We start from the raw sequence: 14,357 nt of genomic DNA, 5'->3' as shown, positions 1-14,357 counted from the left end.
ATGAAAGTTTCGCTGAAAAATAATGAGACTGGCGTATTCGGCGTCGGTGGACTTGGCGAAATCGGAAAAAACTGTTATGGGGTTCAATTCCAAGATGAGATCATCTTAATTGACGCGGGAATCAAATTCCCCGAAGATGAACTGCTTGGGATCGACTATGTCATTTCCGATTATAGCTACATCGTTCAAAATTTACCGAAAGTCAAAGGCTTGATCGTCACTCATGGTCACGAAGACCATATTGGCGGAATCCCTTACTTGTTGCGGGAAGCCAATATCCCGATCTATGCGGGACCCTTGGCACTTGCTTTGATCACCAACAAATTAGATGAGCATGGCTTATTGCGGGATGCGGAATTACACGAAATCAATGAAGATACGGTGATTCGTTTCCGTAAAACATCCATCAGCTTCTTTAGAACGACCCACAGTATCCCAGATGCTTTAGGTGTCGTTGTCAAAACGCCTTCTGGCAATATCGTCGCAACTGGCGATTTCAAGTTTGACTTTACGCCTGTGGGCGAACCAGCAAACTTGCACAAAATGGCAAAAATTGGTGAAGAAGGCGTCCTTTGCCTCCTTTCCGATAGTACCAATGCAGAAATTCCGACCTTTACCAAATCAGAAAAAACGATCGGCAGCTCGATCCAAAAGATTTTTGAAAAAATCGACGGTCGGATCATTTTTGCCAGCTTTGCCTCCAACATTTTCCGTCTCCAACAAGCTGCAGATGCGGCGGTTGCGACTGGACGTAAAATCGCCGTTTTTGGACGCAGTATGGAAAATGCAATCGTCAACGGACAGCGCCTTGGCTATATCAAGGTGCCAGATGGAACCTTTGTGGAATCTCATGAGATCAACCGTTTGCCTGCAAACGAAACCATGATCCTTTGTACGGGTTCTCAAGGAGAGCCAATGGCTGCTTTGAGTCGGATTGCCAACGGGACTCACCGTCAAATCCAAATTCACCCAGATGATACCGTGATTTTCTCAAGCTCACCGATCCCAGGAAATACCACGAGTGTCAATCAGCTGATCAACTTGTTGTTGGAAGCTGGCGCAAACGTGATCCATGGCAAATTGAACAACATCCATACTTCTGGTCACGGTGGCCAAGAAGAACAAAAACTGATGTTGCGTCTAATGAAGCCAAAATTCTTTATGCCTGTCCATGGGGAATTTCGGATGCTGAACATCCACACCCAGTTGGCACAAGATGTCGGTGTACCAAAAGAAAATTGTTTCATTATGGAAAATGGTGACATGTTGGCCTTAACAGCGGATACCGCTCGCTTGGCTGGTCATTTCAATGCCAATGATGTTTATGTTGACGGCAGCGGTATCGGTGATATCGGAAATGTCGTCTTACGAGATCGTCGCATTCTTTCAGAAGAAGGCCTCGTCTTAGCTGTCGCGACAGTCGATGTGGCGAAGAAAGAAGTCCTTGCTGGACCAGATATCCTTTCTCGTGGGTTTGTTTATATGCGGGAATCTGGCGAGATGATCAACGAAGCACAGCAGATCCTCTTCCGTGCATTGCGGGAAGTCTTGAACCAACCAGACCCAACAGAACACAAATTAAGAGAAGTGATGTCTTCGGCGTTACAGCCATTCCTATTTGAAAAAACCGAGCGTCATCCAATGATCCTTTCGATGATCATGACGCCGGACGATTTATAGTCTCACATGCGAGGGTAGTTCTCAGGTTACTGAGAACTACCCTTTTTCCTTTCCGTTATAAAAAGCAAAAAAAAGACCATCGAATCGATGGTCTTTTGGGGTTTTTGATTTCAAAGTGCTCTTACTGGCAGTTTGTTTGAAAGCTTACGCTTTGTTTACGTTAACTGCTTGAGGTCCACGATCAGAATCTTCCACGTCGAAAGTTACTGCTTGACCTTCTTCTAAAGTTTTGAATCCTTCACCTTGGATCGCTGAAAAGTGTACAAATACGTCTGTACCGTCTTCGCGAGAGATAAAACCAAACCCTTTTTCAGCATTGAACCATTTTACTGTACCTTGTTCCATTAAAAAAAACCTCCTCGTGCATAAGCACTTAATTGTGTGTAACATTGCCTTTGTGCGATAGAGGCCTAACGTGCGTTTCAACATCTATTCAGCAAACAAAATTACAATAATATTTTACACTTGCCCGTATTTTTTTGCAAGACAGACGATTAGACAATTCACCTTTATTTTTAATAATGTTCGCAAACTCGGCTTATTTTCACACGTCTTCCTGTTGCCACAGCCCCTCTTCTCGCAAACTGACATAGGCATTGTCGCCAATGATCAAATGATCCAATATGTCGATCCCCATCAAGTCTCCGCACTTGATCAAGCGGCGTGTAAACAGCAGATCTGCCTCTGAGGCTTGGGGACTGCCGCTGGGATGGTTGTGGACGACGATCACTCGGGCGGCACTGTAGCGTACCGCCCAATGAAAAATCTCCCGTGGGTGAGCGATCGACTGATTCAACGATCCGATGAAGATCGTTTTTTTCTGAATGATCTCATTTTTCGTATTCAAATATAGCCCTAGTAAATGCTCTTGACGACAATCCTTCAACTCTTGGATCAACTGATGGGCGATCGCCATACTAGAGTTGACCTTACCGTACTTTGGTTGAGCGGAGCGCTGGATTCGCACACCTAATTCAACCATCGCTTTGATCTCGATGGCTTTGATTTGTCCGACGCCGCGAATTTCTTGTAATTCATCGATCGTCGCTTGCTTTAGTTCATACAATTCTTGAAAACGATTCAAGACACTGGCCGCTAATTCGAGGACATTCAGAGGACGTGAGCCAGTTCGCAGCAAAATGGCCAATAATTCTTGATTCGAAAGGGCATCCACTCCATATTCTACTAAACGCTCTCGGGGAAACGAGCTTTGGGGAATCACTGTTTCATTGATCATAAAAAAACTCCTTTGCGTCGGTCTAATAAAAGATACGCAAAGGAGAGAGTATTTCATGAATCAGGTGCGCAAAAAATCGCAGCTAGATCGAAAAGGCGGTTTCTAGAAAATCTGGGACATCCTCTAGTGATGGTAAGACTTTCAAGACTTTTTCTTCAATGATGGTCGTCGGCGCGATCAAATCGGGAATCATAATGACTGAGATCCCTGCCCCATGAGCAGCATGAATACCGTTAGCCGAATCTTCAAGGATCACCAATTCTTCTTTTGGTACCGCCAATAATGCGTGGGCTTTTTCAAAAATCTCAGGATCTGGTTTTGCCCGTGTGACATCATCAAAGCAGACGATCTCAGGAAATTCCGCCGTTAAGCCTGCTGCTTCCAGCAAGGTATCGATCACTTTGCGCTGGTTGCTAGACGCCAACACTCGGGGAATCTTTTTCTCATCAAGATAATGCAATAACTCGTGGATACCTGGCTTCAATTCAGCCTCGCCCCGTTGGAACATTTCCAGCGTTTGCTGAAAAGCCGCTTGGATAAAGTCTTCGATCATTTGATGGCCAAAGGCTTCGTCGAACCGCTCATGGTAAGCTGCCCAGACTTCTTCATCCGAGACCCCCACATAAGCTAAATACAACTCTTTTGTATAGGGAATCCCCATTTGATCCGCCACGATTTGAGTAGCCTGGTAATAGAGCAGCTCCGTGTCAAAAATCAAGCCATCCATATCGAAAATCACACCACGTAACTTAGCCATTTCTTCCTCCTATTGCCAACAACAATTCACGAACTTCTGAAACAAAATACAACGATCCTGTCACCAGCAGCAAATCTTCATTGGTCATTTTTTCTAATAATTCTGCCAAGCCAAACTGCCATAAAGAGACGGTTGAGATTCGTTTTTCATCGAGTTCCTGATAGCCGTCTGCTAAATGCAATGCTTTTGGGAAATCAAAGGTCGTTAAATAAATCTCGGCTTGCGGAATTGCCAGCAATTGCTGAAGCATCTCATTGACGTTTTTGGTTTCTAAGGCTGAGAACAGCACATGGATGCGATAGTCGCTGAACTCTTCTTTCATCGTATCCACCAAGCGAGCCATGGCATGCACGTTATGGGCGCCATCGATGATCACCAGTGGTTCACTGCTGATTCGTTCCATTCGGGCGGGCCAATAGGCTTTTCTTAGCCCATTGCGAATTTCTTTAGCTGAAAATGGCAGCTGCCGTAGGTCGCAATACAGACTGTACAATTGGATCGCAACACCGGCATTTTCTGGTTGATGGCGGCCTAACATCGGTGTTTTCAAGCCTTTGATTTTGCCATGCTCATTTTCAAAATCAAACAATTCGCCCCACTCTTCATCAGGGTGACGATAGGTCACACGGTACTCTTGCCCTGCATGATACGCAGGTGCCTGTGCTTCTGCAGCTTTCAAATCGATCACCGAAAGCGCACTTTCAACGATATTGCCAGTCACAAGTGGAATTTGTGGTTTAATGATCCCCGCCTTATGGGCTGCGATTTTTTCAATGGTATCGCCTAAAACATCCATATGATCCATGCCGATCGTCGTGATCGCCGTCAACATCGGGGAAATAACGTTGGTACTATCTAAAAGTCCCCCTAGGCCAACTTCCATTATCGCAACATCGACTTTTTTTTCTTCAAAATAGCCTAACGCCATGGCAGTAATGATCTCAAACTGAGTGATGCCCGTCAGGGTTTCATCACGATCGATTTCAGCAACCAGCGGCTGGATTTTCTCCACCCAAGCAACCAAATCCTCATCTGATATAAATTGTCCATTGATTTCGATCCGTTCATTGAACGCTTCAATGTGCGGGGAAGTAAAAGTCCCCACTTGCTGCCCAGCTTCTTCTAAAAGACTGCGCAAATAGCTGACGGTTGATCCTTTGCCATTCGTGCCGGCGATATGGATCATGGTTATGTTTTTTTCAGGATTGCCCATTCGTTTTAATAATGCTTCGACACGCATCAATCCGGGTCTTTGCCCAAATGCCAAACGCGAATGGATCCACGCTGTTGCTTCTTCGCTTGTCATCTCCTTCACCTCGCTCTTATTTTATCAAAAATCACACAGCTTTCCCAATTTCTTTCCTTTAAACGAGAAATTTGTTTGACGGTTTCTATCGATTACGCAAAAACAAGCATCTACAAGAGATGCTTGTTTGCAGACAGTCGACGCTTCCTATTGAATCGTGCGCAATTGCTCGATCCGTTCTTGGACTGCTTTTTGTTTTTCAAGATAATCGGCTTCTTTGCTGCGTTCTTGTGCTACGACTTCCTCTGGTGCATTGGCAACGAAGCGTTCATTTGCCAATTTGCCTTGTACCCGTTGAACTTCTTGGGTGAACTTCGCTAGTTCTTTCTCCAAACGCGCGATTTCTTCTTCAATGTTGATCAACCCAGCTAGCGGCAAGTAGATCGTCGCGCCTGATAGGATGGCTGACATCGCCAATTCAGGGGCTTGTAAGCTGTTAGATATTTCTAGTTCTTCTGGATTACAGAAGCGTTCGATATAGTTTTTGTTGGCGATCAAGAATTCTTCGATCTCAGGTTCATTTGCTTGGATCAGCAAAGTGATTGGTTTCGAAAGTGGTGTGTTTACTTCTGCACGGATGTTTCGAACCGAACGAATCAATTCTTTCAACACTTCCATCCCTTGCGCCGCTTTTTCATCGGTCCATTCTGGTGCCACTTGTGGATACTCAGCAACGACTAATGATTCCCCTGTATGCGGCAGTTTGCTCCAGATTTCTTCTGTAACAAATGGCATGATTGGGTGCAACAAGCGTAAAATTTGATCAAGAACATGGACTAAGATGCTCTTATTGACTTGTTTCGCTGCTTCATTGTCACCGTATAAGGTTTCTTTCGACATTTCAATGTACCAGTCACAGAAGTCATCCCAGATAAAGTTGTATAATTGACGACCCGCTTCCCCAAATTCGAAGCGTTCAAAAAGATCAGTGACTTTTTCAATCGTTTCATTCAAGCGCGTCAAGATCCAACGATCCGCCACTGATTTTTCACCAGAAAAATCAATGTCTTCGGCAGTCATTTCGCTGACATTCATCAAGACGAAACGGGAAGCATTCCAAATTTTATTGATGAAGTTCCAAGCGGCATCCATTTTTTCATAGCTGAAACGCACGTCTTGCCCCGGTGCAGAGCCATTTGATAAGAACCAACGCAATGCATCGGCACCGTATTGTTCAATGACTTCCATCGGATCGATCCCATTTCCAAGCGACTTACTCATTTTGCGACCTTGTTCATCACGGATCAATCCGTGGATCAAGACATTTTCAAATGGTCGTTTGCCAGTAAATTCCAAGCTTTGGAAAATCATACGGCTTACCCAGAAGAAAATGATGTCATAGCCGGTCACTAATGTATTCGTTGGGAAGTAGCGTTGGAAATCTTCATTGTTTTCATCTGGCCACCCCATTGTTGAAAACGGCCATAAAGCAGAACTAAACCAGGTATCCAATACGTCTGGATCTTGTTGCCAATTTTCGGCATCTGCTGGCGCTTCAAGTCCTACATACATTTCTCCCGTTTCTTTGTGGTACCAAGCTGGGATTTGATGGCCCCACCACAACTGACGAGAGATCACCCAGTCATGGACATTTTCCATCCAACGTAAGAATGTTTGGTTGAAACGTGGCGGATAAAAGTCCACCGCATCGTCGGTTTCTTGGTTGTCGATGGCTTGTTTTGCTAATGGCTCCATTTTTACGAACCATTGTGTCGATAAACGAGGTTCGACTACTACGCCTGTCCGTTCTGAGTGCCCTACACTATGAACCATTTTTTCGATTTTGATCAGACGACCTAACGCCTCTAAGTCTTTCACGATTTGCTTACGAGCAGCAAAACGATCCATGCCTGCGTAGGTACCTGCTAAGTCATTCATTGTTCCGTCATCATTCATGACATTGACCCGCGGAAGGTCATGGCGGTTACCGACCTCGAAGTCATTCGGGTCATGGGCAGGAGTGATTTTTACGACCCCTGTTCCAAATTCTTGGTCCACGTACTCATCTGCGATGATTGGGATCTCTTTATTGACCAAAGGCAAAATCACTTTTTTACCAATCAATGCTTGATAACGTTCATCTTCTGGATGAACCGCGACTGCTGTATCCCCCAGCATCGTTTCTGGACGAGTCGTTGCGATCTCCACCACACCGCTGCCATCTGCTAATTCGTAAGACATATGGTAAAAAGCACCTTCGATGTCTTTGTGGATCACTTCAATATCAGATAATGCCGTGCGGGCTTGCGGATCCCAGTTGATGATGTACTCGCCACGATAGATCAAGCCTTTTTCATATAGCGTCACGAAAACTTTACGGACCGCTTCGGATAATCCATCATCTAATGTGAACCGTTCACGGCTATAGTCTAGAGATAAACCTAGTTTCGCCCATTGTTCCCGAATGTGACCGGCATATTCTTCTTTCCAATCCCATACTTGTTCAACGAATTTTTCCCGACCAAGGTCATAGCGAGAAATCCCTTGTTCCCGCAGCTTTTCTTCTACTTTGGCTTGGGTAGCGATCCCGGCATGGTCCATACCTGGTAGCCATAAGGTGTCATACCCTTGCATCCGTTTTTGACGAATGATGATGTCTTGTAACGTGGTATCCCAGGCATGACCTAAGTGCAATTTTCCTGTTACGTTTGGCGGTGGAATCACGATAGAATAAGGTTTTGCTTCTTTGTTGCCGCTTGGTTTAAAACGGTCATGTTCTAACCAATCTTGGTAGCGCCCCGCTTCTACTTCTTGGGGATTGTACTTGGTGGATAGATTTTCAGTTTCTGTCATAGTTGGTCCTCCTAAAGTTACGTTTTTTAGACGTAATGGTTGGTGTGGTTTTTTTGTGCCTGTTGCTGGGTAAAGCGTGACAATGTTTGAATCGTTCAGGATTAGTGCCGTGGTAGAGATGATTATCAGCTGTTTGTTGACGCCTCGCTTATTGTTCGTAAAAAAACGTTGCTTACAGAGGTCAAGGCTCGCTTCCGTGATCCGCTATTGTGTCTTAGGGCTTTTGGCAAACGATCTCACTCGCTTCGTGGACCAGTTTTGATGACTTCTTGTACTGTTCATCATCTATTCTGTCTTGCTTCGCAAGCCAATCGCAGTGATTCCTAGTATGGTTACTACGCTCCCTATGGTCGCCTAGTACTGTTCATCATCTGCTCTGTCCCTTGTGGGCCAATCATAGTGATTCCTAGTTTGGTTACTACGCTCCCTTTGGTCGCCTAGTACTGTTCATCATCTGCTCTGTCCCTTGTGGGCCAATCATAGTGATTCCTAGTTTGGTTACTACGCTCCCTTTGGTCGCCTAGTACTGTTCATCATCTGCTCTGTCCCACTTTGTGGGCCAGTCGCAGTGATTCACAGCAAAAAGCGCCCTAATGCCGAGGCATTAGGGCGCTGATACGCGGTACCACCTAAATTGCAGATTGCTCTGCCACTTTGACGTGAGGTAACGTTCACGACGCGCTTGATCTTACTGTGCGGCTTTGTCTGCAAGAAACAAACCGTGGTTCGGATCAAAGACCTTCAAGCTACCTTTTCAGTGTCTGGGGAAGTCTTGCACCGACCGACTTCTCTCTGACCGCCAGGGTCACTGATACTCCTCTTGAACATTGTCTTGCTATCATAGATTCTTGTTTCATCTTGCTACATTCTACAATGAACTTTTTTGAAAGTCAATCAGAGGTTTGCTTTCGCAGCGTCAATGGCTGCTTGATAATCCGGTTCGTGGGAGATCTCAGGCACGATCTCAACGTGTTGGATCACGCCTTCACGGTCTAAAACGAAAATTGCTCGGGCAAAATGACCGAAGTCTGGGATCATGATTTGATAGGCCTCACCGAAGGTATTCGCCGGATCATGAAGCATGATCATGTCGACGCCTTCTTGGCCGCACCATTGCGCTTGTTCTTCTTTTGTATTGTTAGAAATCGTGACAAAATGGATGTCATCCAATTGACTTGCTTCTTGGTTGAAACGCTTGGTCTGCAATGCACAGACGCGTGTCACGATATCGGGAACCACGCTGATGATCGTTGGTTTTCCTAGAAAATCAGTCAGTGTGTATTCCTTGTCCTCTAAACTTTTCAAGCGAAAATCAGCTGCTTTATCCCCTACTTTTGGTTGGTTGCCAGGCATCTCATAAACCGTTTCTTTGCGTGTAACTTGCATAACATCTCTCCTATAGCATTTTCTCCCAGTATAAGAAAGATTTTCAAAAAACGAAAAGGATTTGCTCAGACTTTCGATTTTTGCGAGTAGGTCGTATCAAAAAAGATCAATGTTTGCAATTCTGTCGTCAAATCAATGTATTGGATATTGACGTCTTTTGGCACGATGACGGGATCAGGGGCAAAATTTAAAATCGCTGTGATCCCAGCATCCACGATCGCATCGATCGCCATTTGTGAATAACGACTAGGAACGGTCGAAATCGCTACGGTGATCCCTTTTTCTGCTACGACTTCCGCCAATTGATCCATTCCATAGACATAACGCCCACTAATGGTCTGACCAATCATTTCTGGATCATTGTCAAAAACCGCGACCACGGAAAGATTTTCATTTCTGCGAAAATTGTTGTTGGCTAACGCTTTTCCTAAATTTCCATAACCAATCAAGGCGATTTTTTTCTCTTCATTGGTTTCTAAGATATAGCTCAATACCTCAATCAGATAAGGAACATCATAGCCATAGCCACTTCTGCCCAATTCTCCTAGATGAGAAAAATCTCGGCGGATCGTGGCTGAAGGAACTTGCGTGATTTCTGCAAACTCTTTCGATTTGATTCGCTGAATACCAGAGGCATCCAGTAATTTTAAGTGTCGTAAATAAGCTGGCAAACGTTTTGCCGTCGCTTTCGGAAGTTTTTTATCTCTTAATGCTTCCATCCTGTCCACCCTCCTTGTTAAATGATTCACATATTGAGTGTAGCATGTTCCATTTTCAATAGCAAGAAAATATTCACAAACTCTCCCACTCGATGAAAAACGACCACAACTATTCAAAAACAGTTGTGGTCGTAGCATTAAACTCGGGGTTTTATTATAAAAATTCAGCGAATTCCGTTGCTGCTTTTTCTTGATTTGCCGTGATTGCTTCCAGTTTCAACCCAGCCATCGCACGTTCCATCATCCCTTCGATATCGAGACGTTCTTCATATTGGTGGACCTTATCCAGTCTTGGGCGCGTCTTTGGTTGAGGAGGTGCAAAGATTGTGCAGCAATCCTCAAATGGCTGGACCGACAATTCAAAGGTATCAATGGCTTCAGCAACTTCAATGATTTCCAATTTGTCCATCGTTGCCACTGGGCGCACGATCGGCGTATTGGTTACTTCATTGATGGCGACCATGCTATGCAAAGTTTGTGAAGCCACTTGTCCTAATGATTCACCATTTAAGATGATCAAGCCATGACGAGCTTCCCGAATCGCATCCGTCAAACGCAACATCATCCGACGGGTGATGGTCATCCAATAGCCTTGTGGCACACGATTTTTGATTTCTTCTTGGATTTCTGTAAACGGAACTTCGATAAACTGGATGCTTCCCACATAAGGCGCAAGCTTCTTCGTTAAATCTTTGGCTTTTTGCAACGCTTGTTCACTCGTATAAGGAGGACTTGCGAAATGGACCGCTTCGATCTCAACGCCGCGTTTCATGGCAAAGTAGCCTGCGACTGGCGAATCAATACCGCCAGAAAGCATCAACATTCCCTTTCCACTGGTGCCCACTGGCAGCCCAGCGGCTCCTTGGATCGTTTCATAAGACAAATAAGCGCCATCGATCCGTATTTCTACACGCAAATTGATGTCTGGTTTTTTCATTTGGACTTTGATATCAGGAAAACGGTCGATCACCGCATTCCCTAAGGTCAAATTCAACTGGTTGCTATCTTGCACAAACGAATGATCACTGCGCTTGGCTGTGATTTTGAAGGTCTCAACGCCCGTATAGATCTCTGCCATGACGTCTTGAACGGCTTTCTTTAATACTTCGATATCTTTTTCGACCCGAATGCTGGGGGAAAAGTTTTGAATCCCAAAGACTTTTTGCAGCTTAGGAATGATCTCTTGGCTGTTTTCACCGTTCAATAGCAAGTGCATGCGATCTCGCTCGGCATGAACTTTGACATGGGGATAATCTGCTAAGGTACGTTTGACGTTTGAAGCTAATTGCATAATAAAACTACGACGATTTTTGCCCTTTGTTGACAGTTCGCCATAACGAACCATGATTTCTGAATAATTCACGAGAAAACTCCTTTGATTTGGATTGATTTTATAGTGGTCTGTCGTGCTTAATTGATTTTCGAAAATTTTTGGTACAACTGGTGGAAGACGATCAGAAACTGCTCGACTTCTGCCATTGTATTGCTCTCATCTAAACTGATACGAACAGCCGATGTTGCTAACTGTTCTGGAACGTGCATCGCATGAAGCGTACTGCTGGCCATCTTTTTACGGGAGGAACAAGCGCTCGTCGTCGAAAGATAGATCTGCTTTTCTTCAAAGGCATGGACTAAGACTTCTCCTCGGATCCCTTTTAATGAAAAACAAAGTATGTGCGGCGCAAACCCTTCTGTGCCAGAAAAAAGCGTGACTTTCTCGTACCCAGCCAGTGCTTCTTGCAAATAGCCTTTTAATAATTGAACATGGTTCGGCTTTTCAGCCTTTTGTTCTGTCGCTAAACGTAGGGCTTTTGCCATAGCAACGATTGCTGGTACGTTTTCGGTACCGCTGCGCTGGTTTTGCTCTTGCCCACCGCCGGTCATCAATGGCGCCAGCTTACGGCCTTGTTTCCAATAGATAAAGCCTGCGCCACGAGGTCCATGAAATTTATGCGCAGAGAACACGGCAAAATCGACCCGCTCATTGAACCATTGTTCTTGCGGCACCTTTGTGATGGCTTGGACGGCATCTACATGGAAATGGATCGTTGGATGGTCAGCTAGCACAGCTGCGATCTCATGGATCGGTTGGATCGACCCTACCTCATTATTGACCGCCATCACCGAAACCAAAATCGTTTCTTTGCGAATCAGGTTTGCTAATTCAGACACGTTGACAAAGCCTTGGGCATCGACAGGCACAACACTGACCTCAAACCCTAACTCGGCTAATTGAGCCGCTGTTTCACTGACGGCAGGGTGTTCAATACTGGAAATAATCAGGTGATTCCCATAGGCTTTTTTCGCTAAAGCAGTCCCTTTGATGACCCAGTTGTCTCCTTCAGTCCCCCCACTGGTAAATGCGATCTCTTTGGAAGAAACGTTTAACAGATCGGCGATCTGCTGACGAGATTGCTGCAGCAGACGATTGGCTTGATTTCCTAAATCATGCAGGCTTGAGGGATTGCCGATAATTCGCTGACTGACTTGGACATATGTATTTAAAGCTTGTGGATAAATAGCGGTTGTTGCACTGTTGTCAAAATAGATCAATGATAGGACCCTTTCTCTAAAAAAATTCTTTCCCATTATAACTGCTCTTGAGCTGAGTTTCAAGGTGACTCGTCGGCTTTGGCTTTTTTTAAAGGAAACTTTTCCTTCCTTCGTAAGCGGTACTCATGCAGCGAGCCATTCTTTCCATGAAAAAAGCCAGTCAGTTTTTCACTGCTGGCTTTCGTATTATACTAAGTCGCGGTTATTGAAGTAGAAGTTTTCGATCCGTTTGAAGGCACCTGGTTCTACTCGTTCCAACGCTGTGCCGATTTCATCTAGCGCATCTTGATAGCGATATTCTTTACTGAACAAGTAAAGTGATTTGTCGATCGCTGCCTTGATATCTGGATGAGAATGACGATAGCGGTTGGCATATTGCATCATTTGCTCAGTCAATGCCGCAGCATCCACTAAGTCTTTTGTTTGTTCATCTAAAAGATCAAGATCTTCTTCACAGACAGAAACCAATTTATTGATTTCTTGCATGTTAATGCGAATCTTGTTCAATTCTTTGCCTAATTCTTCGACACGATCCGTTGCCACGAAGAAGAATTCTAAATACTCGCCTGGCAAACCAGGTAAGCGTTGTTTCTCAACAAACCGTTTCAAGTTGCGTAGACGGAATTCGAAGCTTTCCACTTTTTCTTGTGCAACTTTTTCGCCACGACGTAATTCCGCAAGAGAATCATCGATTTCAACTTGCTGGCTTTCCACATCATCCAAAATCTTGTAGGCATCTTTGTAGAAGCTTTGCACTTCTGAATAAGGAATCTCATGTTTTTCCAATTTCGGTAAGTACTCGTTGTTGCGGCGAGCCAATTCGTCCACTTCGGTTTGGAAGCCGCGGACGCGACCCAATTCATTATGATTCAAAGTATAGCTTTGCGCCGTATGATCCAACTCGATCAACAACTGACGGTTGTTCTTCGTTGCGTGGTCAATGTAGTCTTCGATGATCTGACGATTTTTCATGACATATTTCTTGGCATTGATCTCACGTTCCATCACCGTATACAAGGCATCGATATCACTTGCAGTATCACGGCTTGCCACTTCAACGGAAGCGACTTCTGTTTTCGCTAGATCGTTCATGGAGTTTTCAACCCGTTTTTTCACACGGTTGATTTCTTCTTGGAAGTTTGCTTCTGGGAACACATATTTTTGTTCTAATAATTTTTTATAACCTTCTTGGATTTCTTTCAACTGATCAGGGAAGGTACGATTTAATTCTTCGTACGCCGCTGGGATCCGTTTCATTAGGTCTTCCACTTCATAGGTGTGTTTTTCCGCTTGGTCTAACACTTCCCGTGCTTCCACAGGATCGCCAGAAGTATTTAAGGTAACAAATTGGGTGAACTCAATTTCAATGTTTTTGATTTGTTTTTGCAGCTCATTGTAAGCAGGACCGAATTCTTCGCCTTGATCCCGCAGCTTCTTCTTCAAGTCTTCGTAAACGTCCAGCGCTTTTTGAACTTCCAGTGAATTTCGTTCTTCACTTTCTCGTAATTCTTTCAAGCCTGCGCGAATCTCTTCCACTTGGCGTTCCATCTCGTCCATGGTCGCTTCGGCTTGGACGATCGCCCCTTTTGCTTTAAAAAAGCGGATGCGTTCGTTCAGCTCTTCCACTTCAAAGATTTGACTTTCAAGTTCAGCAAAAGATTTTGTGGAGATATCTGTCCATTGTTGGTTCCACTCACGGAAGGTGTTTTGACTTTGACCAACCAAGTGCATTCTTTTTACTTCATCGACTTCTTCGATCACCGGCAAGTCAAACAGATTTTCTTTGCGTTTTTCCAAGTCATTCAGCTTTTCTTGGTTTTTCTTCCGCATGAAAAAGCCAATTGCATACAAGACCGCCGCAATGATGATGATGGCAATGACAATTCCAAAGATGATATTAGTTCCCATTTTGTGGTTCCTCCAATT

Annotated in this window: 11 protein-coding genes and 1 other annotated feature; of the genes, 1 reads left to right on the top strand and 10 read right to left on the bottom strand. The window is 44.6% G+C overall.

Annotation, left to right across the window (positions count from 1 at the left end; all coding sequences use genetic code 11):
* Entirely contained in the window at positions 1 to 1,680 is a 1,680-nt protein-coding gene (rnjA, locus tag IGI82_RS03470) for a ribonuclease J1 (RefSeq protein ID WP_438841766.1), read from the top strand.
* A gap of 144 nt (positions 1,681 to 1,824) precedes the next feature.
* On the opposite strand, the gene IGI82_RS03465 is transcribed toward rnjA, so the two are convergent.
* The 10 genes from IGI82_RS03465 to ezrA all read right to left on the bottom strand — a co-directional run bounded on the left by IGI82_RS03465 (position 1,825) and on the right by ezrA (position 14,339).
* On the bottom strand, positions 1,825 to 2,025 hold the full coding sequence (locus tag IGI82_RS03465) for a cold-shock protein (RefSeq protein WP_005225155.1): 201 nt from the start codon (positions 2,023 to 2,025) through the stop codon (positions 1,825 to 1,827).
* A 199-nt stretch (positions 2,026 to 2,224) separates the two neighbouring features.
* On the bottom strand, positions 2,225 to 2,917 hold the full coding sequence (radC, locus tag IGI82_RS03460) for a RadC family protein (protein WP_005225154.1): 693 nt from the start codon (positions 2,915 to 2,917) through the stop codon (positions 2,225 to 2,227).
* An 82-nt stretch (positions 2,918 to 2,999) separates the two neighbouring features.
* Complete coding sequence (locus IGI82_RS03455) at positions 3,000 to 3,674, bottom strand: HAD family hydrolase (protein ID WP_005225153.1); 675 nt, start codon at positions 3,672 to 3,674, stop codon at positions 3,000 to 3,002.
* On the bottom strand, positions 3,667 to 4,980 hold the full coding sequence (locus tag IGI82_RS03450) for a bifunctional folylpolyglutamate synthase/dihydrofolate synthase (protein ID WP_086339175.1): 1,314 nt from the start codon (positions 4,978 to 4,980) through the stop codon (positions 3,667 to 3,669). The genes IGI82_RS03455 and IGI82_RS03450 overlap by 8 nt, the downstream gene beginning before the upstream one ends.
* 147 nt (positions 4,981 to 5,127) lie before the next feature.
* Positions 5,128 to 7,773: a valine--tRNA ligase gene (locus IGI82_RS03445; RefSeq protein WP_061053800.1), complete on the bottom strand. Its 2,646-nt coding sequence runs from the start codon at positions 7,771 to 7,773 to the stop codon at positions 5,128 to 5,130.
* Between the two features lie 602 nt (positions 7,774 to 8,375).
* Positions 8,376 to 8,610: a binding site (T-box leader), on the bottom strand.
* Positions 8,611 to 8,667: 57 nt separating this feature from the next.
* Complete coding sequence (tpx, locus tag IGI82_RS03440; RefSeq protein ID WP_010747457.1) at positions 8,668 to 9,159, bottom strand: thiol peroxidase; 492 nt, start codon at positions 9,157 to 9,159, stop codon at positions 8,668 to 8,670.
* A gap of 65 nt (positions 9,160 to 9,224) precedes the next feature.
* Complete coding sequence (locus IGI82_RS03435) at positions 9,225 to 9,878, bottom strand: redox-sensing transcriptional repressor Rex (RefSeq protein ID WP_005225148.1); 654 nt, start codon at positions 9,876 to 9,878, stop codon at positions 9,225 to 9,227.
* Positions 9,879 to 10,032: 154 nt separating this feature from the next.
* Positions 10,033 to 11,241, bottom strand: a complete 1,209-nt coding sequence (thiI, locus tag IGI82_RS03430) for a tRNA uracil 4-sulfurtransferase ThiI (RefSeq protein ID WP_005225147.1) — start codon at positions 11,239 to 11,241, stop codon at positions 10,033 to 10,035.
* Between the two features lie 47 nt (positions 11,242 to 11,288).
* A complete protein-coding gene (locus tag IGI82_RS03425; RefSeq protein ID WP_086339394.1) occupies positions 11,289 to 12,431 on the bottom strand; it encodes a cysteine desulfurase family protein in 1,143 nt (380 codons plus the stop codon).
* Positions 12,432 to 12,617: 186 nt separating this feature from the next.
* Positions 12,618 to 14,339: a septation ring formation regulator EzrA gene (gene ezrA, locus IGI82_RS03420; RefSeq protein WP_005225145.1), complete on the bottom strand. Its 1,722-nt coding sequence runs from the start codon at positions 14,337 to 14,339 to the stop codon at positions 12,618 to 12,620.
* Positions 14,340 to 14,357 lie beyond the last annotated feature (18 nt).

This window comes from Enterococcus sp. AZ067 (assembly GCF_051715005.1).
GTDB classification, from domain to species: domain Bacteria; phylum Bacillota; class Bacilli; order Lactobacillales; family Enterococcaceae; genus Enterococcus_D; species Enterococcus_D casseliflavus.
This window is presented reverse-complemented; position numbering and strand designations above follow the sequence as displayed.